The organism is Streptomyces sp. NPDC002513, from assembly GCF_053595355.1.
On the sequence record NZ_JBSFXK010000009.1, the window covers coordinates 1 to 24,174 of the forward strand.

General features: G+C 72.9%; 21 protein-coding genes and 1 riboswitch. Of the genes, 16 read left to right on the forward strand and 5 right to left on the reverse strand.

Translation table 11 applies throughout. The features are described 5' to 3' along the window. Positions 1–54: 54 nt before the first annotated feature. Positions 55–1,257, reverse strand: coding sequence for an amino acid deaminase/aldolase (locus ACWD5Q_RS08750; RefSeq protein ID WP_451426312.1), 1,203 nt, complete (start codon positions 1,255–1,257; stop codon positions 55–57). 293 nt (positions 1,258–1,550) lie between these two features. Between ACWD5Q_RS08750 and ACWD5Q_RS08755 the strand changes: the two genes are divergently transcribed. The 3 genes from ACWD5Q_RS08755 to ACWD5Q_RS08765 all read left to right on the forward strand — a co-directional run bounded on the left by ACWD5Q_RS08755 (position 1,551) and on the right by ACWD5Q_RS08765 (position 4,905). Next, positions 1,551–2,780, forward strand: a complete 1,230-nt coding sequence (locus tag ACWD5Q_RS08755) for a hypothetical protein (RefSeq protein WP_451426313.1) — start codon at positions 1,551–1,553, stop codon at positions 2,778–2,780. Then, entirely contained in the window at positions 2,777–4,012 is a 1,236-nt protein-coding gene (gene mycP / locus ACWD5Q_RS08760; protein WP_451426314.1) for a type VII secretion-associated serine protease mycosin, read from the forward strand. Before ACWD5Q_RS08755 ends, mycP begins: the two co-directional genes overlap by 4 nt. Before the next feature lie 161 nt (positions 4,013–4,173). Further along, positions 4,174–4,905, forward strand: a complete 732-nt coding sequence (locus ACWD5Q_RS08765) for an SseB family protein (RefSeq protein WP_451426315.1) — start codon at positions 4,174–4,176, stop codon at positions 4,903–4,905. Between the two features lie 24 nt (positions 4,906–4,929). Here the strand turns inward: ACWD5Q_RS08765 and ACWD5Q_RS08770 are convergent, their stop codons facing one another. Then, positions 4,930–5,361 (reverse strand): DUF1844 domain-containing protein, encoded by a 432-nt coding sequence (locus ACWD5Q_RS08770; RefSeq protein ID WP_451426316.1) that lies wholly within the window; start codon positions 5,359–5,361, stop codon positions 4,930–4,932. 413 nt (positions 5,362–5,774) lie between these two features. On the opposite strand from ACWD5Q_RS08770, the gene infC reads away from it, so the two are divergent. From infC to ACWD5Q_RS08820, 10 genes are all read left to right on the forward strand, one after another. Next, positions 5,775–6,422 (forward strand): translation initiation factor IF-3, encoded by a 648-nt coding sequence (gene infC / locus ACWD5Q_RS08775; RefSeq protein WP_451426443.1) that lies wholly within the window; start codon positions 5,775–5,777, stop codon positions 6,420–6,422. A gap of 187 nt (positions 6,423–6,609) precedes the next feature. Continuing rightward, positions 6,610–6,804, forward strand: a complete 195-nt coding sequence (gene rpmI / locus ACWD5Q_RS08780) for a 50S ribosomal protein L35 (protein WP_015661694.1) — start codon at positions 6,610–6,612, stop codon at positions 6,802–6,804. Positions 6,805–6,902: 98 nt separating this feature from the next. After that, positions 6,903–7,286: a 50S ribosomal protein L20 gene (gene rplT / locus ACWD5Q_RS08785; RefSeq protein WP_067134332.1), complete on the forward strand. Its 384-nt coding sequence runs from the start codon at positions 6,903–6,905 to the stop codon at positions 7,284–7,286. 144 nt (positions 7,287–7,430) lie between these two features. Beyond that, positions 7,431–8,291 carry a TrmH family RNA methyltransferase gene (locus tag ACWD5Q_RS08790; protein ID WP_451426317.1) on the forward strand — a complete coding sequence of 287 codons (861 nt, stop codon included), beginning with the start codon at positions 7,431–7,433 and terminating at the stop codon, positions 8,289–8,291. 90 nt (positions 8,292–8,381) lie between these two features. Beyond that, positions 8,382–9,527: an ATP-binding protein gene (locus ACWD5Q_RS08795; RefSeq protein WP_451426318.1), complete on the forward strand. Its 1,146-nt coding sequence runs from the start codon at positions 8,382–8,384 to the stop codon at positions 9,525–9,527. Between the two features lie 148 nt (positions 9,528–9,675). Continuing rightward, positions 9,676–10,797 (forward strand): phenylalanine--tRNA ligase subunit alpha, encoded by a 1,122-nt coding sequence (pheS, locus tag ACWD5Q_RS08800; RefSeq protein WP_451426319.1) that lies wholly within the window; start codon positions 9,676–9,678, stop codon positions 10,795–10,797. After that, entirely contained in the window at positions 10,797–13,358 is a 2,562-nt protein-coding gene (pheT, locus tag ACWD5Q_RS08805) for a phenylalanine--tRNA ligase subunit beta (RefSeq protein ID WP_451426320.1), read from the forward strand. Before pheS ends, pheT begins: the two co-directional genes overlap by 1 nt. Before the next feature lie 406 nt (positions 13,359–13,764). Then, a complete protein-coding gene (locus ACWD5Q_RS08810; RefSeq protein WP_451426321.1) occupies positions 13,765–14,751 on the forward strand; it encodes a PP2C family protein-serine/threonine phosphatase in 987 nt (328 codons plus the stop codon). Between the two features lie 269 nt (positions 14,752–15,020). Next, positions 15,021–16,361 carry a transcriptional regulator gene (locus tag ACWD5Q_RS08815; protein WP_451426322.1) on the forward strand — a complete coding sequence of 447 codons (1,341 nt, stop codon included), beginning with the start codon at positions 15,021–15,023 and terminating at the stop codon, positions 16,359–16,361. Between the two features lie 139 nt (positions 16,362–16,500). Continuing rightward, a complete protein-coding gene (locus ACWD5Q_RS08820; protein WP_451426323.1) occupies positions 16,501–17,094 on the forward strand; it encodes an NUDIX domain-containing protein in 594 nt (197 codons plus the stop codon). 183 nt (positions 17,095–17,277) lie between these two features. Here the strand turns inward: ACWD5Q_RS08820 and ACWD5Q_RS08825 are convergent, their stop codons facing one another. Continuing rightward, positions 17,278–18,159 (reverse strand): 3-hydroxybutyryl-CoA dehydrogenase, encoded by an 882-nt coding sequence (locus ACWD5Q_RS08825; protein ID WP_451426324.1) that lies wholly within the window; start codon positions 18,157–18,159, stop codon positions 17,278–17,280. Positions 18,160–18,357: 198 nt separating this feature from the next. Here ACWD5Q_RS08825 and ACWD5Q_RS08830 point away from each other — a divergent pair, with 198 nt between their 5' ends. Further along, a complete protein-coding gene (locus ACWD5Q_RS08830) occupies positions 18,358–19,557 on the forward strand; it encodes a glycoside hydrolase family 10 protein (protein WP_451426325.1) in 1,200 nt (399 codons plus the stop codon). A gap of 172 nt (positions 19,558–19,729) precedes the next feature. Here the strand turns inward: ACWD5Q_RS08830 and ACWD5Q_RS08835 are convergent, their stop codons facing one another. Further along, positions 19,730–19,936 carry a DUF1918 domain-containing protein gene (locus ACWD5Q_RS08835; protein ID WP_451426326.1) on the reverse strand — a complete coding sequence of 69 codons (207 nt, stop codon included), beginning with the start codon at positions 19,934–19,936 and terminating at the stop codon, positions 19,730–19,732. Between the two features lie 96 nt (positions 19,937–20,032). Further along, a complete protein-coding gene (locus ACWD5Q_RS08840) occupies positions 20,033–21,013 on the reverse strand; it encodes a DMT family transporter (protein WP_451426327.1) in 981 nt (326 codons plus the stop codon). Between ACWD5Q_RS08840 and ACWD5Q_RS08845 the strand changes: the two genes are divergently transcribed. Both ACWD5Q_RS08845 and ACWD5Q_RS08850 read left to right on the forward strand, forming a co-directional pair. Next, complete coding sequence (locus ACWD5Q_RS08845) at positions 21,012–22,454, forward strand: aminotransferase-like domain-containing protein (protein WP_451426328.1); 1,443 nt, start codon at positions 21,012–21,014, stop codon at positions 22,452–22,454. The genes ACWD5Q_RS08840 and ACWD5Q_RS08845 overlap by 2 nt on opposite strands. Positions 22,455–22,634: 180 nt before the next feature. Continuing rightward, complete coding sequence (locus ACWD5Q_RS08850) at positions 22,635–23,759, forward strand: DUF475 domain-containing protein (protein WP_451426329.1); 1,125 nt, start codon at positions 22,635–22,637, stop codon at positions 23,757–23,759. 70 nt (positions 23,760–23,829) lie between these two features. Continuing rightward, positions 23,830–24,001: riboswitch (M-box (ykoK) riboswitch) on the forward strand. Positions 24,002–24,174 lie beyond the last annotated feature (173 nt).

The following is a 24,174-nucleotide window of genomic DNA, read 5'->3' on the forward strand; positions in this document are numbered from 1 at the left end:
GTCGCGGCCGCCTCCCCGGCGGCCGCGACCGGGGCCCGCGCGGGGCGGCGGCGCTCACAGGAACGTGTGTCCCTCGCCCCGGTAGGTCGGCACGGTCGCGGTGACCTCGTCGCCCTCAACGAGGTGCAGCACGTCGAACCGTTCGCACAGCTCGCCCGCCTTGGCGTGCCGGAACCACACCTTGTCGCCGAGGAGCAGGTCGTCGGCGGGTGCGCCCAGCAGCGGCGTCTGCACCTCGCCCGGACCCTCCTGCGGATCGTAGGCGAGTCCCTCGGGCAGATACGGGACGGGCAGCCGGTCGCTTCCCGCCACACCCGAGGCGGGGTAGCCGCCGCCCAGCACGGTCACCACGCCCACCCCCGGCCGGCGTACGACCGGCTGCGCGAACAGCGCGGCCGGCCGCCCCCGGAAGGAGGTGTAGTTGTCGAACAGCCGGGGCACGTACAGCCCCGAACCCGCCGCTATCTCGGTCACCGCGTCCTCGGCGGCCGTGTACTGCACGCTGCCGGTTCCGCCGCCGTTGACGAACTCCAGGTCCGGCGCCACGGCCCGGACGGCACGCACCACCTCGGCGCGCCGCCGGGCCAGCTCCCTGCGTGCCGTGGCCTGCATCAGCCGGATGGCCCGCGACCGCGCGGGCCGGCCCGCCACCGCGTCGCCGACGCCGGCGACATGGCCCTCGTACGCCATGAGGCCCACCAGCCGGAAGCCGGGCGTGCGCGCCACCACGCGGGCCATCTCCGCGACCTGGGCGGCCGAGTGCAGCGGCGAGCGCCGCGCACCGACCCGCACGCGCCCGCCGAGCAGCTTCAGCGAGGTGTCCAACTCCAGGCAGACGCGCACCACTTCGGTGCCGCCGTCACGGGCGTCGTCGATCAGACGCAGCTGGGCCGGGTCGTCGATCATCACCGTGACGGAGGCGGCGAGCTTGGGATCGCCCGTCAGTTCGGCGAAGCCCCGGCGGTCGGCCGACGGATAGGCGAGCAGCACGTCGTCGCATCCGGACCGGGCCAGCCACAGGGACTCGGCGAGCGTGAAGGACATGACGCCCGCGAAACCCTCCCGGGACAGGACGCGTTCGAGCAGGGCACGGCAGCGCACGGACTTGCTGGCGACCCGGACCGGCTTGCCGCCGGCCCTGCGCAGCAGGTCGCCGGCGTTGGCGTCGAACGCCTCCAGGTCCACGATCGCGACGGGGGCGTCGAGATGGGCGGTGGCCCGGTCGTAGCGGGCCCGGTCTGCGGCGCGGGCAGTCATGAACGAAGCCTGCCAGAAGCGAATTCCACAGGGTAGAGGGACGATCCGGGGCAGATGCCCCGGTGCCGGCGACCGGTTCCCGTTCGAAGGGCATCAGCCCGTAGAGTGACGCGCACGTGGAACGTGACAGGCGCCGCCCGGGCGCGTACGCCGGGATGGTGTCCGTCCACGCGGGTATGCCTGCCCAGGGACGGGCGCCGCGTCGTGCACCGCGCGTACGGACCGCTCCCCACGGGCGGTCGAACTCCCCGGGAGACCCCGGGGCGGCCCGGCCACGACGAAACGGGGGGTGCATGAGCATGGAAGCGCGCCGCGCCTCCATCCCTCCGCGCCCCACACACCCGCCCCACCCGTCGGGCACGGTGCCTGCGGAGCCCGAGCGCACGCCTCCCGCTCCACAGGTCCCGCCCCTGCCGGCGCCGCGCGACCACGCCGGGGTCCCGCCCGGCCCCGGGCAGCCGCCCGCGCCGGGGACCGCACCCGGGCGGGACATCCCTCGTCTGGACCCGCAGGCCCAGCCCGCCGCCCCGCCCCCGCCGGTGGCCTCCGCGCGCTTTCCGGACGCGCCGCCCACCGTGAGCAACTCCCTGCCGGTCGCCGCGACGGACCTCGCACCGCCGGGGCCCGTCGGGGGCATCGTGGAGACGACCGCGCGCCTGCGGCCCGGCCCCGACGAGGCCCGCCCCGTCGTCGCGCCGCGCCCCGTCGTCACCCTCGCCCAGCCCGACATCCGCGACGCCGACACCGCGCGCCCGCGGCTCCTGGGCGCCCTGGCGGGCCACCGCAGCGCCGGGGCCGCCATCTGCCTGGTCCTCGGCCTCGGGCTCATCGGCGGTGCCGTGACCGGCGGTTGGCTCATCGGTGACGGTCCGGGAGAAGGAGCGAGGGGCGCGTTCGCCGTCACCGGAAGCCTCTGGCACGACGTGCCCGTCGACCGGCTCTTCCCGCCCACCGTCCACGGCCCGGGCGCCGGCCCCGGCGGTGCCGACCGCACCTGGACACGCGTCGCCGTCGCCCCCGACGGCGGCTGCGCGGACGCCTTCGACCCGCTGCTGCGCAAGGCCCTCGCCCCCGTCGGCTGTCTGCGGCTGCTGCGCGCCACCTACACCGACGCGACCCGCAGCCAGGTCACCACCGTCGGCCTGCTGTTCACCCGGGCCGACTCCGCCGCCATGGCCGCCCTCGCCGGCCGCTTCAAGAAGGAGGGCCTCGACCGGCGTACCGACCTGATGCCCCGCCCGTACGGCGCCGCGGGCACCGTCGCGGCGGGCTTCGGCGACGACCAGCGCGCCTCCTGGACGATCTCGGTCCGCACGGACCTCCCCGTCGTCGTCTACGCCGTCTCCGGCTTCGCCGACGGCCGTACCGTCACCGAACCGCAGCCCGCGGCGGCCGCCATGAAGACCGGCGCGACCACGGCCCCCGCCCAGGCGGGTCTCGGCTACGAGGCGACGGGCCTCGCCGACCGCATCGCGGCCGCCCTCCGCAGGAGCGTCACCGCGGCCACGGAGCAGCCGTCATGACCCCCCCTACGGCCGCCCGCCCAGGGCCCCGCACCCGCGCCGAAGGCGCCGCCACGGCGCGCCGCCGGACCGGCGCCCGCCTGCTGACCGTCCTGCTCGCTGGCTCCCTGGCCCTGCTGCCGTCCACCGCCGCGCACGCCGACGGCATCCGCGCCCGGGAGTGGGCCCTGGACGCCCTGCACGCCCAGCAGGTCTGGCAGACGACCAAGGGCAGGGGCATCACCGTCGCCGTCCTCGACACCGGCGTGGACGCGACCCATCCCGACCTCGCGGGCAATGTGCTCCCCGACAAGGACCTGGTGGGCTTCGGCGCCCGGCGCGGCGACCGCCCCTGGGCCCGGCACGGCACCGCCATGGCCGGCCTCATCGCCGGTCACGGCCATGGCCTCGGCGACTCCGACGGCGTCATGGGCATCGCCCCCGAGGCGAAGATCCTCCCGGTCCGCGTCATCCTCGAGGAGGGCGACCCGGCCCGTGCGAAGGCCCGCAACACCCGGGGCAACGCCCTCGCCGAGGGCATCCGCTGGGCCGCCGACCACGGCGCCGACGTCATCAACCTCTCCCTCGGCGACGACTCCGACTCCGCGCACCCCGAAGCGGCCGAGGACGAGGCGGTGCAGTACGCCCTGAAGAAGGGCGCCGTCGTCGTGGCCTCGGCCGGCAACGGCGGCGACAAGGGCGACCACATCTCGTATCCGGCGGCCTACCCGGGTGTCATCGCCGCGACCGCCGTCGACCACTACGGCACCCGCGCCTCGTTCTCCACCCGCCGCTGGTACGCCACGGTGAGCGCGCCCGGCGTCGACGTCGTCATCGCCGACCCCGACCGCGAGTACTACGAGGGCTGGGGCACGAGCGCGGCCTCCGCCTTCGTCTCGGGCGTCGTCGCGCTGATCAAGGCGGCCCGGCCGGGCCTCACACCGGCCCAGATCAAGCGACTCCTGGAGCGTACGGCCCGCGAGGCCCCCGCCGGCGGGCGCGACGACTCCCGCGGCTTCGGCCTCGTGGATCCCGCGGCGGCCGTCGAGGCGGCGGCGAAGCTGAAGCCGGAGGACCCCCGGGCCGCGCAGTACGCCAGGAAGTACTTCGGCCCCGGCCCCGGCACGGCCGACGACGGCACCGGCTCCCCGGACTGGGCCGTCCCGCTGGCGGGCGGACTGGGCGCGGTGCTGCTGGCGGTGTCGGTGGTGCTGTGGCGAGGCCGTACCAGAACCCGCCCCCGGGGTCTGTGACGGCGGTGCGCGCCGACGCTCGAGGACGGGGCGTCCGCGAACGCGGAGATGGCCGCCCGCGCGGCCGGCTCCACCGGGGAAACGCCCTTCCGGATCCGGTCGCCGCCGTGCGTCAGGGGCGGCACCGGGGTGGCGAAGACCCCTCGATAGGGTCGGTGACCGTGGCGAACAAGAACATTCCCGACTCCGGCTTCTCCGACGACGACGGCACGGCCGACCCCCGGCTCGGCGCGGCGCTCGCGGCGTGGGCCGAGGACCGCGCCGCCGTGGGGCCCGTTCTGGAGGCGCTGCGGGGCGCACGGCTCCTCGTGCCCGTCGTCGCGGTCCTCGGGGAGGTGGAGGAGGACGAGAACGGCCTGCGCCGCGAGAAGACCAGTGACATGGCCGTGCCGACGCTCAGGGCCGGGGACCGCACCGCGCTGCCCGCCTTCACGTCCACGGACGCCCTGGCGCGCTGGGACCCGGCCGCCCGCCCCGTCGCGGTACCCCTGCACCGGGCCCTGCAGGCGGCGGCGCACGAGAAGGCCGACACGATCGTGCTGGACATGTCCGGGCCGGTGCCCTTCGAGCTGACGGGCCCCGCGCTGCTGGCGCTCGCCGAGGGACGCGCCGGCGTCGACCCGCTCGCGGACCCCGCGGTGCGCGAGGCCGTGCGTGCCGCCGTCGCCGGGGAACCGTCGGTGGTCCGCGCCCATCTCGGGCCCGGCGAGGCCGACGGCACCCTGGCGCTCGTCCTCGACCCGTCGGCACCCCCGGCCGAGGCCGCGCGCGCCGTGGCGGGCCGGCTGGCGGCCGACGAAACGCTCAGGGCCCGCCTGGTGCGCGGTCTCGACCTGGCACTGCTGCCGGCCGGGGTGACGCCTCCGGGCGAGCCCTTGTACGTACGGGGATGAATCAGCCGTGACGAGGGGGCCGGGTCAGCCGTAGACCGCTCCGGTGTACTTCTCGCCCGGACCCTGGCCCGGCTCGTCGGGGACGATCGACGCCTCGCGGAACGCCAGCTGGAGCGACTTCAGGCCGTCGCGCAGCGGAGCCGCGTGGAAGGAGCTGATCTCCGTCGCGCTCGCGTCGAGCAGACCGGCGAGCGCGTGCACCAGCTTGCGGGCCTCGTCCAGGTCCTTGTACGCGTCGCCCTCCTCGGTCAGACCGAGCTTCACGGCGGCGGCGCTCATCAGATTGACGGCGACGGTCACGATCACCTCGACGGCGGGGACCTCCGCGATGTCACGGGCCATGGCGTCGAAGTCGGGGCTCTCGGCGGCAGCCGTGGATTCGGCGGCAGCCGTGGATTCCGCGGCAGCCGTGGGTTCCGCGGCAGCCGGGAATTCCTCGGGGGACGTGTCACTCATGCCCCACACGATAGGCCCCGGCGCGCCCCCGCCCGCGCGGGGGAGGCCCGGCGGCCGGGGCCGCGGATGCCCGGTGCACGCCGGTTCGCACCTCTCCCGGGGAGCTGCTAACCTTGTGTGACGACCGGCCGAGCACGGCTGTGCCCGGCCCACAAGTGGAGGCTCCGATCTCCCACCTGACTGCCCCTCGGGGCGGCGGGTCACCGGTCAGGCGACCACCACCGTTCCGTACGGACGGTGGAGTCGCCCGAGAGTGCGCCCCGCGGTCACCGCGGCGGTGCTCCGGAGTATTCGGAGTCCCGCCTGTGTACCGTCCGGGGCATTTTTCATGTGCTGCGGTGGTTGGTCCTTATGTCAACCGGACATACGCGGCTGTCCGCCAGGCGGCCGCATGGTGCTACCGAGGAGGATCCATCAGCACCGAGCCCCGCATCAACGACCGGATTCGCGTTCCCGAGGTGCGACTTGTCGGTCCCAGTGGCGAGCAGGTCGGTATTGTGCCGCTTGCCAAGGCCCTGGAGCTTGCGCAGGAGTACGACCTGGACCTGGTCGAGGTCGCGGCGAACGCCCGTCCGCCCGTGTGCAAGCTCATGGACTACGGGAAGTTCAAGTACGAGTCGGCCATGAAGGCCCGTGAGGCGCGCAAGAACCAGGCGCACACGGTCATCAAGGAGATGAAGCTCCGGCCGAAGATCGACCCGCACGACTATGACACCAAGAAGGGTCACGTCGTCCGGTTCCTCAAGCAGGGCGACAAGGTCAAGATCACGATCATGTTCCGTGGCCGCGAGCAGTCCCGGCCCGAGCTGGGCTACCGACTGCTGCAGCGTCTCGCGGAGGACGTCCAGGACCTCGGCTTCATCGAGTCGAACCCGAAGCAGGACGGCCGCAACATGATCATGGTTCTCGGTCCGCACAAGAAGAAGACCGAGGCGATGGCCGAGGCCCGTCAGGCGCAGGAGGCCCGCAAGGCGGAGGCGAAGGCCAACCCCGGCCGCTCGCAGAACTCCGCTGATGCCGAGACCACTGAGGCCCCGGCCGAGGCTTCCGCCGAGGCGTGATCCCAGGGCCGTGGCCCCGGGGGAACACCGGACGTACGGACGTACGAGCCGCCGCGAGGCGGACGTACGGGCCCCGGAAAGCCCGGGACGGCAGTCCCAGGATGTAACCGATACAAGAGCGACGCTCCTTCGTGCCCGGTTCTGCAACCGGGCACCGGAGCGCCACCGACGAGGAGAGAACGGCGCTATGCCGAAGAACAAGTCGCACAGCGGTGCCAGCAAGCGCTTCAAGGTCACCGGCTCCGGCAAGGTGCTCCGTGAGCGCGCCGGCAAGCGCCACCTGCTCGAGCACAAGTCGTCCCGCGTGACGCGTCGCCTCACCGGCAACGCCGAGATGGCCCCGGGCGACGCCAAGAAGATCAAGAAGCTTCTCGGCAAGTGACGCGGCGGCGCTCCTCGAGCGCCGCGCGTCTGAACCGGGACCCAATCGAATCCGGGCCGTGTGAGTTCCACCGCGGCCCCGCTACAAGGAGTTAACAAGTGGCACGCGTCAAGCGGGCAGTCAACGCCCACAAGAAGCGCCGGGCGATCCTCGAGCAGGCCTCCGGCTACCGCGGTCAGCGTTCGCGTCTGTACCGCAAGGCCAAGGAGCAGGTCACCCACTCGCTGGTCTACAACTACAACGACCGCAAGAAGCGCAAGGGCGACTTCCGTCAGCTGTGGATCCAGCGCATCAACGCCGCTGCCCGCGCCAACGGCATCACCTACAACCGCTTCATCCAGGGTCTGAAGGCCGCCAACGTCGAGGTCGACCGCAAGATCCTCGCGGAGCTGGCCGTCAACGACGCGAGCGCGTTCGCCGCGCTCGTCGAGGTCGCCCAGAAGGCGCTGCCGGCGGACGTGAACGCCCCCAAGGCGGCCTGAACGCCGCGCCGGCCCCGTCGGCGTGACTGAGCGGACCCGCAGGCTTGTGCAGCCTGCGGGTCCGACTGTGTTCGGCGCCCCGCACCGCCGGCGCCGCGCGGCCGTCGCCGCACACAGACCCCTGAACTCCCGAAGGTGACACACATGCCCCCCGCCGCCCCCGAGCCGATCTCCCTCCGCTCGCCCCGCGTCAGCGCGGCGCGACGGCTTGCCAAGCGGAACTTCCGGGGGAAGGAGCGGCTGTTCCTCGCCGAGGGACCGCAGGCGGTGCGCGAGGCCGCCGGGCACCGGACCGCCGCCGGGGCCACCCTCGTGGAGCTGTTCGCCACCCCGGAGGCGGCGGAGCGGTACGCCGGCATCGTGGCGCGGGCCCTGGAGGCCGGCGCCCGGGTCCACCTCGCGGACGAGGAGGTGATCGCCGACATCTCCACCACCGTCACCCCGCAGGGGCTGGTCGGCGTCTGCCGCTTCCTCGACACCCCCTTCGACGAGATCCTCGGCCGCCGCCCCCTGCTCGTCGCGGTCCTCGCCCACGTCCGCGACCCCGGCAACGCCGGAACGGTGCTGCGGTGCGCGGACGCCGCCGGGGCCGAGGCCGTCGTCCTCACCGACGCCTCCGTCGACCTCTACAACCCCAAGGCCGTCCGCGCCTCCGTCGGGTCCCTCTTCCACCTCCCGGTCGCCGTCGGCGTCCCCGTCGAACGCGCCGTGGCGGGCCTGAAGCAGGCCGGTGTGCGGATCCTGGCCGCCGACGGGGCCGGAGACCGCGACCTGGACGACGAGCTGGACCAGGGCACCATGGGCGGCCCCACCGCCTGGGTGTTCGGCAACGAGGCCTGGGGGCTGCCGGAGGAGACGCGCGCGCTCGCGGACGCCGTCGTACGCGTGCCGATCCACGGAAAGGCCGAGAGCCTGAACCTCGCGACCGCCGCCGCCGTATGTCTCTATGCGTCCGCCCGGGCACAGCGCGCCTACGGAGGGTGCCGTTCCGTCACCACCGGCTAGTAGGGTGGCGGGCTCGGGGGTTCTTTCCCCAGCTCTCGGCTTGAGCGGGGAGGCAGGTTCCCCACGCCGGACGAGAGGTGAGGTGCGGGGATGGGTGTCGGCACGAGCAGAGCACCGGGAGCACGGGACGCGCACCGCGCGCCCGCGTCCCGGCGCGGTGATCTCGCCGAACTCGGCATCGACCCCGACGAACTCCCCGACGGACTCGTGGTCGCCGACGAGCAGGGCCGGGTGATCTGCTTCAACGCCGCGGCCGCCCGCATCACCGCCGTCCCCGCCGCCGAGGCCCTCGGCAGGCCTTTGGAGCACGCGCTGCCCCTGGAGGACCTGGAGGGGCGGCGCTGGTGGCAGCTCACCGACCCCTACGGCGGGCTCGCGACCCGGGTACGGCAGCCCGAGCGCAATCTGCTGCTGCCCCAGGGACGCGAGGTCCTCGTCTCGGCCCGGTATGTGCGCGCCCACCCGACCGGGCCGATCCGGCGGGTCGTCGTCTCCCTGCGCGACACCGAGGCACGGCGCCGCACCGAGCGCAGCCACGCCGAGCTGATCGCCACCGTGGCCCATGAACTGCGCTCCCCCCTCACCTCCGTCAAAGGCTTCACGGCCACGCTGCTGGCCAAGTGGGAACGCTTCACCGACGACCAGAAACGGCTGATGCTGGAGACCGTCGACGCCGACGCTGACCGGGTCACCCGGCTCATCGCCGAGCTGCTCGACATCTCCCGCATCGACTCAGGGCGGCTGGAGGTGCGCCGGCAGCCCGTCGACATGGGCGCGGCGGTCGGCCGGCACATCCAGGCCTACGTCGCCGCGGGCCTGCCCGCGGACCGCTTCCTGCTCCGCATCGAGCAGCCCCTGCCCGCCCTGTGGGCGGACCCTGACAAGATCGACCAGGTGCTCAGCAACCTCATCGAAAATGCCGTGCGCCACGGCGAGGGAACCGTCACGATCGATGTCACACCCGCGGTGTCCCCCCGGGAAGGGGAGGACGAACAGAACACCGCCACGTCGGTCACCGTGAGCGACGAGGGCCCCGGCATCCCGGAGGAATCCATGAACCGCGTCTTCACCCGCTTCTGGCGGGGCAGCAAGCGCGGTGGCACGGGGCTCGGGCTCTATATCGTCAAGGGCATCGTCGAGGCCCACGGCGGCGCCATCACGGTCGGCCGCGCCCGCGGCGGCGGCGCGCAGTTCCGATTTACCCTGCCCGTGGGGACCCCGGCGTACCTGCTGTAGGCGCCGTTCGAGCCCCATGGGCGCATCCGCTTTCCCCGGCACCGTTAGACTCGACCTTTGGCACCTTTGCGTCCCGAAGACGAAAGACGATTCGTCCACGAATCGGTGACGGGGACCCTCAGCCAGCCAATCGGAAGCACGGGAAGAGATGTCGGCACCCAATAAGTCGTACGACCCTGTCGAGGTCGAGGCCTTGAAACCGGAAGAGATCGAGCGCATGCGGGACGAGGCGCTCGCCGCCTTCACCGCCGCGGACTCCCTTGACGCGCTCCACGAGGCCAAGGTCGCTCACACCGGCCCCGCCTCGCCGCTGGCCCTCGCCAACCGCGAGATCGGCGCCCTGCCCCCGCACGCCAAGGCCGACGCGGGCAAGCGCGTCGGCATGGCCCGCGGCGCCGTGAACAAGGCCCTAGCCGCCCGCCAGGCCGAACTGGAGGCCGAGCGGGACGCCCGGGTACTGGTCGAGGAGTCGGTGGACGTCACCCTGCCCCACGACCGTGTCCCGGCCGGCGCCCGCCACCCGCTGACCACGCTCTCCGAGCGGATCGAGGACGTCTTCGTGGCCATGGGCTACGAGGTCGCCGAGGGCCCCCAGGCCGAGGCGGAGTGGTTCAACTTCGACGCCCTGAACATCGGCCCGGACCACCCGGCCCGCGGCGAGCAGGACACGTTCTTCGTGCGGGGCCCCGACGGCGGCGGCGACTCCGGTGTCGTGCTGCGCACGCACACCTCGCCGGTGCAGATCCGCTCCCTGCTGGAGCGCGAGCTGCCGGTCTACGTGATCTGCCCCGGCCGCGTCTACCGCACCGACGAGCTGGACGCCACGCACACCCCCGTCTTCCACCAGGTCGAGCTGCTCGCCGTGGACGAGGGCCTGACCATGGCCGACCTCAAGGGCACCCTGGACCACATGGTCCAGTCGCTGTTCGGCGAGGGCATGAAGACCCGGCTGCGGCCGAACTTCTTCCCGTTCACCGAGCCGAGCGCCGAGATGGACATGCTCTGCTACGTCTGCAAGGGCGCGTCCGTCGGCAACCCCGACCGGCCCTGCCGCACCTGCTCGTCCGAGGGCTGGATCGAGCTGGGCGGCTGCGGCATGGTCAACCCGCGGGTGCTCACCGCCTGCGGCGTCGACCCGGAGAAGTACAGCGGTTTCGCCTTCGGGTTCGGCATCGAGCGGATGCTGATGTTCCGCCACAACGTCGAAGACATGCGAGACATGGTCGAGGGTGACGTCCGGTTCACCCGGCCGTTCGGGATGGAGATCTGATGCGGATCCCGCTTTCTTGGCTGCGGGAGTACGTCGACCTGCCGGCGACGGAGACCGGGCGCGACGTCCAGGCCAAGCTCATTTCGGCAGGCCTCGAGGTCGAGACCGTCGAGCAGCTCGGCGCCGACCTCAAGGGGCCGCTCGTCGTCGGCCGGGTGCTGACCATCGAGGAGCTGGAGGGCTTCAAGAAGCCGATCCGCTTCTGCACCGTCGACGTGGGCCAGGCCAACGGCACCGGCGAGCCCCAGGAGATCGTCTGCGGCGCCAGCAACTTCTCCGTCGGCGACAAGGTCGTCGTCGTCCTGCCGGGCGCGGTGCTCCCCGGCGGCTTCGCGATCTCCGCGCGCACGACGTACGGCCGCAACTCGCACGGCATGATCTGCTCCAGCGAGGAGCTGGGCATGGGTGACGACGGCACCAAGGGCATCGTCGTGCTGCCGCCGGAGACCGAGGTCGGCAAGGATGCCATCGAGCTGCTCGAGCTGGTGGACGAGGTCCTCGACATCGCCGTCACCGCCAACCGCGGCGACTGCCTGTCCATCCGCGGTGTCGCCCGCGAGACCGCCATCGCCTACGGCCTGCCGCTGAGCGACCCGGCGCTGCTCGACGTCCCGGCCCCCAACGCGTTCGGCCCCTCGGTGAAGATCTCCGAGCCGCGCGGCTGCGACCGCTTCACCGCCCGCGCGGTGACCGGTCTGGACCCCCAGGCGCGCTCCCCGATCTGGCTGCAGCGCCGACTGCAGAAGGTCGGCATGCGCCCGATCTCGCTCGCCGTCGACATCACCAACTACGTGATGATGGAGATCGGCCAGCCGCTGCACGCCTACGACCGCACGCTGGTGCAGGGCACGATCGGCGTGCGCCGGGCCGAGGAGGGCGAGAAGCTCACGACCCTCGACGGTGTGACGCGTACGCTGCACGCCGAGGACCTCGTGATCACCGACGACCGCGGCCCCATCGGCCTCGCGGGCGTCATGGGCGGCGCCGACACGGAGATCGCGGACCTCCCCCGAGCTCTCGACGCGGAGGACCCGGAGAACGCGACCACCGAAGTCGTCATCGAGGCCGCGCACTTCGACCAGGTCTCCGTCGCGCGTACCGCCCGCCGCCACAAGCTGTCCACCGAGGCGTCCCGCCGCTTCGAGCGCGGCGTCGACCCGCAGGCGGCCTCCGCGGCGGCCCAGCGCACGGCCGACCTGCTGGTGCTGCTCGCGGGCGGCACGGCCGAGGCCGGCGTCACCGAGGTCATCGCGCCGTCCGCGCCGCACACCATCGCCATGCCCGCCGACCACCCGGACCGGGTCGCGGGCGTCGACTACGGCCGGGAGACCGTCGTCCGCCGCCTCCAGGAGGTCGGCTGCGACGTGTACGGGCAGGACGAGCTGATCGTCACCGTCCCGTCCTGGCGGCCCGACCTCACCGACCCCAACGACCTGGCCGAAGAGGTCATCCGCCTGGAGGGCTACGAGGACCTGCCCTCCACGCTGCCCAAGCTCCCCTCGGGCCGCGGGCTGACCCATCGGCAGCGGCTGCACCGCCGCGTCGGCCGGAGCCTGGCCGGGGCGGGCTATGTCGAGGCGCCGAACCACCCGTTCGTCAGCGAGCAGGTCTTCGACCAGTTCGGCCTGGCGGACGACGACCCGGCCCGCCGGGTCGTCACGCTGGTCAACCCGCTCAACGACGAGGAGCCCGCGCTCCGTACGACGCTGCTGCCGGGTCTGCTCGGCGCGCTGCGCCGCAACGACGGCCGCGGCAGCCACGACCTGGCGCTGTTCGAGACCGGCCTGGTCTTCCATCCCCGGGCCGAGGACTCCGCTCGGGCAGGGGAGAACCCGCCGCAGCGGCGTGTCGCCCCGCACCTGTCCGTCGACCGGCGTCCGACCGACGAGGAGATCGCGGAGCTGAACGCCGTGCTGCCCGAGCAGCCGCGTCATGTCGCCGTCGTCCTCGCGGGCGCCCGGGAACAGGCGGGCTGGTGGGGCAAGGGCCGCCCGGCCGACTGGGCCGACGCCGTCGAGGCGGCACGGAGCGTCGCCCGCGAGGCCGGGGCCGAGCTGACCGTCCGCAAGGGCCAGTACGGGCCATGGCACCCGGGCCGCTGTGCCGAGCTGGCGGTCGCCGTGGACGGCACCGAGCGGATCGTGGGCCACGCGGGCGAACTGCACCCGCGCGTGGTGAAGGCACTGGGCCTGCCGGAGCGCACCTGCGCCATGGAGCTGAACCTGGACGTCCTGGAGCAGATGGGCAACGGCACCCCGCAGGCGCCGCACATCTCCACCTTCCCGGTCGCCACGCAGGACGTCGCCCTGGTCGTGGACAGGGCGGTCCCGCACGCGGACGTCGAGGCCGCGCTGCGCGAGGGCGCCGGTGAACTGCTGGAGTCCATCCGGCTGTTCGACATCTACGAGAGCGCACAGCTCGGCGAGGACAAGAAGTCGCTGGCCTACGCGCTGCGCTTCCGCGCCCCCGACCGCACCCTGACCGTCGACGAGGCCTCCGCGGCCCGTGACGCGGCGGTCGCACTGGCGGCCGAACGCACCGGGGCGGCGCTGCGCAGCTGATGTCCTGTACCGGGAGCGAGGGGAGTCGCGCATCTTTGGCCACGGACAGCCCGTGGCCGGAGACCGGGCGACTCCCCTCACCCCTGGCGGGGCGCGCTCCGTACTCCCTGTGCCACCTCACTCATTAGGGTGGCAAGTCTGGATCACCCCGGCCGGTGAGCGGTCCGGTCGACAGAATCGGACCGGCTCAGGGGCGTGAGGTGAGACTCCGCGGGCCGATTCTGAGCACTCGGGGCTCTCATGGGGGGCCGGCATGATCCGTATCAAGGCGGGGCCCCCTCGCGGGCCGCGGCCAGGTGTACCTTCCCGTAGCCGGTGGGGCACGGTCGTCGCCCGAGGAGTCGGGCACCGTGTCCGCAGGGGCCCCCGGCGTCTGCGACGGGCGCTCTCGGTCGGACTTCCCACCGTGTGGGGCGCGACCGCGGTCACGTACCAGCAGTACGCGCTCGGTGCGCGGATCGTGGGCAGCGCCGTGTTCCTGGCGGCCGGCGCGGGCCTGCTGCTGCACGTCCGCCACGCCTGCCTGCGGGAGCTGCGACAGGCCCGGAAGGTCGCGGGCGCGGCCCAGAGCGTGCTGCTGCGCCCGCTGCCGCAGTGGATCGACGGGCTGCGCGTGGCCGCCGCGCAGGTGTCCGCGGACCGTGGCGCCACCGTGGGCGGTGACCTGTACGAGGTGATCGCCACCGAGCACGGGGTGCGCATCGTGATGGGCGATGTGCGCGGACACGGACTCGCGGCCCTCGCCACCGCCGCCGCCGTCCTCGGCAGCTTCCGCGAAGCCGTGCACGACGAGCCCGAACTCGCCCCGGTGCTGCGCCGATTGGACCGGACGCTGGCCCGGCACCTGCGTGAGCGGCTCAGGGCGGAACACCCCTCGTCCGGCGGGGAGCCGGACAACCCGGTCGCGGAGGAGTTCGTGACCCTGCTGCTCCTGGAGATCGGCCGCGAGGGAGAGCTGCGCGTCCTCAACTGCGGCCATCCGTGGCCGTATCTGCTCGACCGGGGCGAAGCCGACCTCCTGAGCAGCGCCGAACCCCTGCCTCCGCTCGGGCCGTTCCCCCTGCCGGAGGATCTGCCCGCCCTCGACTGCGGACGGCTGGCGCCCGGACAGGCGCTGTTCCTGTACACCGACGGGGCCGAGGACGCCCGGGATCCCCAGGGGCGCTTCTTCCTCCTGGCCGCCATCCTGACGGAGGCCGTCCGCGAGGACGTCGTACCCCAGAGGGTGCTGCGCACCGTGTTCACCGGCCTCCAGCGCCACACCGGCGCACGCCTCACCGACGACGTGGCCCTGCTCGTGGTGCGCAACGACCGCCACGGGGACGCCCCGTCGGGAGCGCGGGGGACCACACGGCACATCAGGACGGATCCCCGCCCGACGAACCACGGGTAGTCACCCGGCCTTCCGCGCGGAGCGCCGACGCGCCGTCCGCCCCGCCACGGAGTATCGGGCAGGCAGCGGGGCGGACGGCGCGGAGTGGGGCCGCCGCACTGTACGAGGGGGAGCCGGCGGCCCGCCGGCCCCTTACGAGGGGTTTCAGTCAACCGGCCGGAAACTCTGCGCAACAGCGCACGCACAGCCCGGATGCGCGCACTCCGTTCACACCCCGTGTGAACGCGGACGCACTACGCTGTCCGCACCGAGCCACCGGAGGGCCTTCCATGCAGCCCAACACCCTGCTCGACGCGATTCTCGACGAGGCCGGGATCTCCCACGCGGGACTTGCCGCACATGTCAACCAGGCGGGACGGGCGCGCGGACTCGTGCTCCGGTACGAACACACCGCTGTGGCACGGTGGTTGAAGGGCCAGCGGCCACGCGGCCAGGTGCCCGATCTGATCTGCGAGGTGCTCGCCGCCCGGCTGCGCCGCCCCGTGACCCTCGACGACATCGGCCTCGGCGTGCCCGGCGAACCGGCCGCGCCGCACGGCTCCGCCCTCTCGGGCTTCGTCGAACGGGCCACCGCCCTGTGGCGCTCCGACGAGCAGCAGCGCCCGCACATACTCGACGCCCCCGCCGTCACGGGCACGCCCGCCGTGATGCCGGTGTGGGAGTGGGAGAACCCGCCCGAGGACGTGGACGTCTCGCGCGGCGGCCGGCACCGGGTCACCCCCGCCGACGTCGAGATGCTGCGCGCCGCCCGGGCCCACTACGAGCAGATGTACCGCAAGGCGGGCGGCATCGCGACCCGCAGCCGGATCGTCGGCTTCCTCAACTCCGAGACCGCGCCGCTGCTGCGCGGCAGCTACACCGACGCCATGGGCCGCCAACTGCACCGCGCCACCGGCGGCCTGGTGGCGATCGCCGGCATCTGCGCGTACGACTCCGACGCCCACGGTCTCGCCCAGCGCTACTTCCACCAGGCCCTGCGCCTGGCGAAGGCCAGCGGCGACCGGGGGCTCGGCGCGTATGTGATAGCGCTGCTGGTCAACCAGTCCCTGTTCATGAAGGAGTACCGGCAGGCCGTCGCCTTCGCCGAGGCCGCCTTGCGCGCCGCGGGCAAGCACCTCACCCCGGCGCTGGCCTCCGACCTCTACGCGATGCAGGCGAAGGCGTACGCGCATCTCGGCGACGCGACGAGCGCGCTGGCCTGCATCCGGCGGGCCGAGTCGGCCGCCGAGCGCATCCGGCGCGGCCACGAACCGGACGAGACGGGCTATGTCCAGCCGGGCCTCGTCAACGTCCAGGTCGCCGAGGCGCTGTTCAGCCTCGGTGATCTGACGGCGGCGGGGGAGCACGCCGCGGCCGCCGTCGACACCCCCGCGCACGACCGTGGCCGGGTGCACCGGCTCGCCATGCTCAGCCAGATCGACCTGCGGCAGGGCAACGCCGACAGAGCGGCGGCCACCGCGGTCGAAATGGCGGAGCGGGCGCGGGGGATGGAGTCCATGCGGCTGCGCGACCGACTGCGCGCGGTACGCGAGCACCTGGTGCGCAGCGGCTGCGCCGGAACGGCCGAGGCAGCCGAACTCATCGACGGCGCACTGCGCGTACCGCTGTAGAGACCCGTCGGCCCACCGGGCCGACTGGCGGCGCGGGCCGCCGCGTCTGCCGCTGCGCCGGGCGTGCACCGCTGTGAGCCTGCTGAGTGGTCCCTCCTGCTGCGATATTGCCACTTACTCAGCGGAAGGTGGCAGAACCGTGCAGTGGACGAAACTGAACGAACAAACTGTGTATGCAAACCGCTGGTTCAGCGTCAATCTGGCGGATGTCGAGGTGCCGGACGGCCGGCACCTCGACCACTTCCTGATCCGGCTGCGGCCCGTCGCCGTGGCCACCGTCGTGAACGAGGCGGGCGAGGTGCTGCTGCTGTGGCGGCACCGCTTCATCACCGACAGTTGGGGGTGGGAGCTCCCGGCCGGAGTTGTGGAGGACGGTGAGGACATCGTCGCCGCGGCGGCCCGCGAACTCGAGGAGGAGACCGGCTGGCGGCCGGGACCACTGCGCCATCTCATGAGCGCCGAGCCCTCCAACGGACTCACCGACGCCCGGCACCACGTCTACTGGGCCGACGAGGGAGAGTACGTCGGACACCCCGTGGACGACTTCGAGTCGGACCGCCGGGAATGGGTTCCCCTCAAGCTCGTCCCCGACCTGGTCGCCCGCGGAGAGGTCCCGGCCGCCACCATGGCGGCCGCGTTACTCCTGCTGCACCACCTCAGGCTCGGGCAGGACCCACTGCCTGGCGACCCGGTGCCTGCCAGACCGCCACGACGAGGGCGCCCACCGTCGTGAGGGCGCCCACCGCGGGCAGCGGCCGGCGCGTGTGCTCCACCGCGGCCGCCTGAACGGCATATGCGTGCCCCCGCCGCGCACGGCGTGTGAACGGCACGGGCCCGGCACCGGAGACGGCGCCGGGCCCGTCCGGGCCGAAGACTCACGGTCCGTGACCAGGTGGAGGGGAAGCCCCCCCCCGGGTCAGCTGTAGGTGTAGAAGCCCGAGCCCGTCTTGCGGCCGAGCCGGCCCGCCTCCACCATGCGCTGGAGCAGCGGGGGAGCGGCGTACAGGGGCTCCTTGTACTCCTCGTACATCGAATCGGCGATGGAGGCGATGGTGTCCAGGCCGATCAGGTCGGAGAGCTTCAGCGGGCCCATCGGGTGGGCGCAGCCCAGCTCCATGCCGTTGTCGATGTCCTCGCGGCCCGCGATGCCCGACTCGAACATCCGGATGGCCGAGAGCAGATAGGGCACGAGCAGCGCGTTGACCACGAAACCGGAGCGGTCCTGGGCGCGGATCGCGTGCTTGCCGAGGACCTTCTCCGTGAATAGCTGGGCCCGGCTGAGCGTGCCCTCGGAGGTGGTCAGCGCCGGGATCAGCTCGACGAGCTTCTGCACCGGGGCAGGGTTGAAGAAGTGGATGCCGACCACCTGGTCCGGCCGCGAGGTGGCGACCGCGAGCTTGACCAGCGGGATCGAGGAGGTGTTGGAGGCGAGGATCGCGTCCGGGCGGGTCACCACCTGGTCCAGCACCTGGAAGATCTCCGTCTTCACCTGCTCGTTCTCGACGACGGCCTCGATCACCAGGTCGCGGTCCGCGAACTCGCCGAGGTCGGTGGTGAAGGTGAGGCGCGCCTGCGTCGCCGCCTGCTCCTCCTCGGACATCTTGCCGCGCTCGACCGCCTTGGACAGGGAGTTCAGCAGGCGGGTCCGGCCGATCTCCAAGGCCTCGCCGGTGGTCTCGGCGACCTTCACGTCCAGTCCGACGCGGGCGCACACCTCGGCGATGCCCGCTCCCATCTGGCCGCTGCCCACCACTCCGACGCGTTCGATGTCGGTCACATCGTCCCTTTCGCTGATCATCGGGCCTGGAGGGAGCCTGCGCACCACGCCGGCTCGCGCGCTCGCAGGACACCCTCGGGCAGGTCCCCCGTGGTTCGGTGCCTGCTTTCGACTCTGCACGTTACCCCCGGCGTGCCGGTGATCGATCGGCCGGGTCGAGCCCATCCCCAGGGGATACGATCCGTGACCGAACGGATGCGAAACGTATGGGGGGCATGTATGCGGCGAGTGTCACGCCGGGCGTTCACGGTGGCCGCCCTGTCGACCCTGGTGACGGCGGGCGACGTCCGTGCGCAGCCGTCCCGCGCGGCGGCCGGGGAGATGCGGGGGATGTGGCTGGCGACCGTGTTCCGCCGCGACTGGCCCTCCCGGGCCGGACTGCCGGCCGCCGTGCAGCACGCCGAGCTGTGCGCCCGCCTCGACCAGGCGGTACGGCGCCGGCTGAACACCGTCTTCTTCCAGGTGCGCCCCTCGGCCGACGCGCTGTGGCCCTCGCCCTTCGAGCCGTGGTCCCAGTTCCTGACCGGCACCCAGGGCAAGGACCCGGGCTGGGACCCGCTCGGCACGGCGGTCGAGGAGGCACACGCCCGGGGCCTTGAACTGCACGCCTGGTTCAACCCGTACCGGGTGGCCTCCCACACCGACCTGACGCGGCTCGCCGCCGGGCACCCCGCCCGCCGGAACCCGGACTGGGTGGTGCCCTACGGCGGCAAGCTCTACTACAACCCCGGGCTGCCACAGGTGCGCGTGTTCGTCGAGGACGCGATCCTCGACGCCGTACGCCGCTATGCGGTGGACGGGGTCCACTTCGACGACTACTTCTACCCGTACCCCGTCGAGGGCGCGGTCTTCGACGACGACGAGGCGTACGCGGCCCACGGCGGCGGGTTCACGAACCGGGCCGCCTGGCGGCGGCACAACATCGACCTCCTGGTGCGGGAGACCGCGACGCGCGTCCGCATGCTCCGGCCCGCCGCGCGCTTCGGTGTCAGCCCCTTCGGGGTCTGGCGCAACGCCGCCACCGACCCCCGCGGCTCGGACACCCGGGCCGGGGTGCAGACGTACGACGACCTGTACGCGGACACCCGGACATGGGTACGGTCCGGCTGGCTGGACTACATCTGCCCGCAGATCTACTGGCCCATCGGCTTCCCCGCCGCCGACTACGCGACGCTCGTGTCCTGGTGGGCGGGGGTGACCCGGGGCACGCGCGTGCAGCTGTACGTGGGGGAGGCGCTCTACAAGGCCGGGGACCCGGCGCAGTCCGACGCCTGGCAGGACCCGGCGGAACTCTCGCGCCACCTCAGCCTGGCCGCGCGGTACCCGCAGGTGCGCGGTCATGTCTTCTTCGCCGCGACGGAGGTGGGGGCGGATCCGGCCGGGGCGATGGAGCGGGTCGTCGCCGACCACTACGGGTAGCCGACGAGGCCCCGCGCTGAGACCGTGCCCGGATCGCCGTGCCCGGATCACCGTGCCCGGATCACCGTGCCCGGATCACCGTGCCCGGATCACCGTGCCCGGATCACCGTGCCCGGATCACGGCACGAGGACGGGACCCGCTCCGACCGGGCCCCGCCGTCCGGTCCTCGCCCTACTGTCCGATCTGCTGACCCATTTCCCTGTGGCGGATCTCGGTGTCGGGTCCGGGGGAGCACACACCCTCGTGCCCGTCCTGGAAGCGGACGCGGTACGGCGGGTTGCCGTCCGAGCCCATCACCTCGACGATCTCGCCGATCTTGTCGTGCTGCCCGACGATCCTGCCGTGCTGCACCAGCTTGTCGCCTACAGTCGCGCGCATCTGGGGGGCCTCCTCGTCACGTGCGGGAGTATCGGTCCGTGGCCGCGGTGTACGGCCGGTGGCGCCGGTCGACCCGGTCCGCGCGCCCCGCCCCGGTCAGGCCCGCGCCCGCTGGGTGACCGCGATACACACCAGCACCGCGGCGGCCGTCAGCGGAGCGGCCGGGGTGAGATGCTCGCCGAGGAGCAGTACCGACCACACCAGTGTGAGCAGCGGCTGTGCCAGCTGCAACTGGCTGGCCCGGGGTATTCCGATGGCCGCCATGCCCCGGTACCAGACGACCAGGCCGAGGAACTGGGAGCCGGCCGCCACCCACAGCAGTCCCGCCAGGGCGTGCACGGTGGGGTGGACCGGCTCGTAGGACAGGGCGATGAGCGCGCCCGGCACACTGAGCGGCAGGCACAGCACCAGCGCCCAGCCGATGACCTGCCAGCCGGGCATGACCCGGGCCAGCCGGCCGCCCTCGGTGTAGCCCGCGGCGCAGACCAGCAGCGCCCCGAAGAGGTAGGCGTCCGCGCCGGTCAGCGCACCGCCGCTCTGCTGCACGGTGAACGCGATGACGGCCGCGGCGCCGGCCAGGGCGGCGAGCCAGAAGGTACGGGAGGGGCGGGTGCCGACGCGCAGGGCGGAGAAGAGGGCCGTCGTGAGCGGGAGCAGTCCGACGACCACCGCGGCGTGCGCGGTGGTGGAGGTCCGCAGCGCGAGGGTGGTCAGCAGCGGGAAGCCGAGCACGACCCCGGCCGCGACCACGGCGAGCCCCGCCCGGTGCGGCCGCGCGGGCAGGGGGACCCGCAGCGCGAGCAGACAGCCGCCGGCGATGACGGCGGCCAGCGTGCTGCGCACCGCCACGAGCGACCAAGGGCCGAACCCCTCCAGTCCCCAGGCGGTGGCGGGGAACGTGAGGGAGAAGGCGACGACCCCGAGGGCGGCCTGGAGCGTGCCGCCGTACCGCAGGGCCGTTCCCGCCGTTTTGCCCCACCGCGCCCCATGCGGGGGCCTCGGCCCCGTGGTCGAGCCGCCGTTCGGCTGTGCGGCCGCTATCGACGTGCCACCAGTAGCGCTATCCTCTGCTCTCATGCAAGAGCGTAGCAGCGTCACCGAGCTGGCGAACCGGCTGCGGTCCGAGGTGAACCGCTACTCTCCCGGCGAAAAGCTGCCGGCCAGTCGGGCACTTGTCGAGCGGTTCCGGGTCAGCCCGGTGACCGTGTCGCGGGCACTCGCGCAGCTGGCCGCCGAGGGGCTCGTGGTGACGCGGCCCGGCGCCGGCGCCTTCCGGACCGAGCCGCGTGCGGCGGCCCCGGCGGTGGGGGACACCGCCTGGCAGGAGGTCGCCCTCAGCGCGGAGGCCGCCGCCGAGCTGGTGCCCCGGAGTGTCGACGCCTCCGGCGTGCTGGACTCGCTGGCTGCCCCGCCCGTCGGCGTCGTCGGGTTCAACGGCGGCTATCTGCATCCGGTCCTGCAACCGGAACGTGCCATGGGCGCGGCCCTGTCCCGGGCCGGGCGCCGCCCCGGAGTGTGGGCCCGGCCGCCGGTGGAGGGCGTCACCGAGCTGCGCGAGTGGTTCGCACGCGGGATCGGCGGCGCGATCACCGCGGCCGACGTGCTGATCACGGCGGGCGGCCAGTCCGCGCTGACCACCGCGCTGAGGGCACTGGCACCGCCCGGCGCGCCCGTCCTGGTCGAGTCGCCCACCTACCCCGGCATGCTGGCGATCGCCCGCGCGGCGGGCCTGCGGCCCGTGCCCGTGCCGGTCGACCCGGACGGGATGAAACCGGCCCTGCTCGCGGACGCCTTCCGGGCGAGCGGGGCCCGCGTCGTCGTCTGCCAGCCGCTGTTCCAGAACCCGACCGGAGCCGTCCTCGCGCCGGAGCGCCGCCGCGAGGTGCTGCACATCGCGCGCGAGGCCGGGGCGTTCGTCATCGAGGACGACTTCGTCCGACGCCTGGCGCACGAGGACGCCGGTCCGCTGCCGGCTCCGCTGGCCGCGGAGGATCCCGACGGGGTCGTCGTGCACGTCTCCTCGCTCACCAAGGCCACCTCGCCCAGCTTCCGGGTCAGCGCGCTGGCCGCACGCGGCCCGGTCCTGGAGCGGCTGCGCGCGATCCAGGTCGTCGACACCTTCTTCGTGCCGCGCCCGCTGCAGGAGGCCGCGCTCGAACTCGTGGGCTCGCCCGCGTGGCCCCGCCATCTGCGCGCCGTGGCCGCCGAGTTGAAGCACCGCCGGAACACGATGACCGCGGCCCTCGGCCTGCACCTGCCCGAACTCGCCCTGCCGCACGTCCCCTCGGGCGGATACCACCTCTGGACCCGGCTGCCCGACGGCACCGACGAGTCCTCCCTCGTCGCGGGCGCCCTGCGCGCGGGCGTCGCGGTCACCCGCGGCCGCCCCTACTTCAGCGCCGAACCTCCCGCCGCCCACCTCCGGCTGAGCTTCGCGGCCGTCGCCGGGACGGGGGAGATCATGGAGGGCGTACGGCGCCTGCGCACCGCCTGCGACGAGGTGCTCGGGACCCGCTAGGACTTGCCGGCATAGCCGAGCACGTCATCGCCGCCGGCGGGCGTCTGCCCCGGGCGGTCGTGCACGGGTGGATCGTGGCCCGTTCCCGCCAGGACATCCCGGCGACCGCTGACCGTGGTACACAACGCCGATGACGGTGCGGGGCGTTGACGGCCGCGCCACGACAGGAACAGGGGATCAGTGATTCTGAAGACCTTCCGCTGGGCGTTCGCGGTCACCGCGCTCGGCCTGGCCGCAGGCGTGTTGTACAGCGGCTGGACCGCGTTCGGTGTCGTGGCGATCCTGGCCGTGCTGGAGATCTCGTTGTCGTTCGACAACGCGGTGGTCAACGCCGGAATCCTGAAGAAGATGGACGCCTTCTGGCAGAAGATCTTCCTCACGGTCGGCGTGCTTATCGCCGTCTTCGGCATGCGGCTCGCCTTCCCCGTCGTCATCGTCGCGGTCACCGCCGGGCTCAACCCGTACGACGCGGTCCACCTCGCGCTCACCGACAAGGACCGGTACCAGCAGCTGGTCACCGACGCCCACCCGGCGATCGCCGCGTTCGGCGGGATGTTCCTGCTGATGATCTTCCTTGACTTCCTCTTCGAGGACCGGGACATCCAGTGGCTGCGCCGGATCGAGCGCCCGCTGGCCAAGCTCGGCAGGATCGACATGCTGCCGGTCTGCATCTCCCTGATCGTCCTGCTGATCACGTCCTTCACCTTCGCCACGCACGCCCACCAGCACGGCGGCGCCCACGTCGACAAGGCACAGTCCGTTCTGGTCTCCGGCATCGCGGGCCTGATCACGTACCTGGTCGTGGGCGGCCTGTCCGGCCACTTCGAGAACAGGCTGGAGCGGGACGAGGAGCGGGAACAGGAGGCCACCCGCAGCGGGAAGCGGCGCTCGGCGGTCGTCCTGGCCGGCCGGGCCGCGTTCTTCATGTTCCTCTACCTGGAGGTCCTGGACGCGTCGTTCTCCTTCGACGGCGTGATCGGCGCCTTCGCCATCACCAACGACATCGTCCTGATGGCGCTCGGCCTCGGCATCGGCGCGGTGTATGTGCGGTCGCTGACGGTCTACCTGGTGCGCCAGGGCATCCTGGACGACTACGTGTACCTGGAGCACGGCGCCCACTACGCGATCGGGGCGCTGTCCGTGATCCTCATGGTCACCATCCAGTACGAGATCAACGAGATCATCACCGGTCTGGTCGGAGTCGTCCTCATCGCCTCTTCCTTCTGGTCCTCCGTCCGCCGCAACCGCGCCCTCGCGGCAGCGGCGGGGGAGACGAAGACGGCCGAGGCGGTCTCCGTCGCGTAGTGCGCAGGTCAAGGGCCGGTCATGGGTTGGGAAGGCGGTCCGGGCGGGCGTACTCTTGGCGCGGATTTAACGGACACCTCGTTCGGTGAGGCGTCTTCACGGACACAGGCCACTGATCCCACCCGTCGAGAGACGCTCCGGATCAGGACAGGTCTCCCCGGCTCAAGGGGTGACCCCAGGTGGCTTCCCCCGCGGGGGATCACGCCGTGGAGTGCCAAAGCTCTGACGAGTTGGGGTGCGCCGGGCCGAGTCGGCTCCGGCTGCCCCTCGCCGCAGGACCGCGACATCTCTGTGCGCGGCCGTGACCGGGAGGAGGCGACATGGACAGTAGTCCGGGCCATAGTCGGCCCCTCTTCGTGTTGTCCGTGCCGTCCTTCCGCGGCCCGGAGCAGCCTTCTCTTCCTTGATCCCCGTC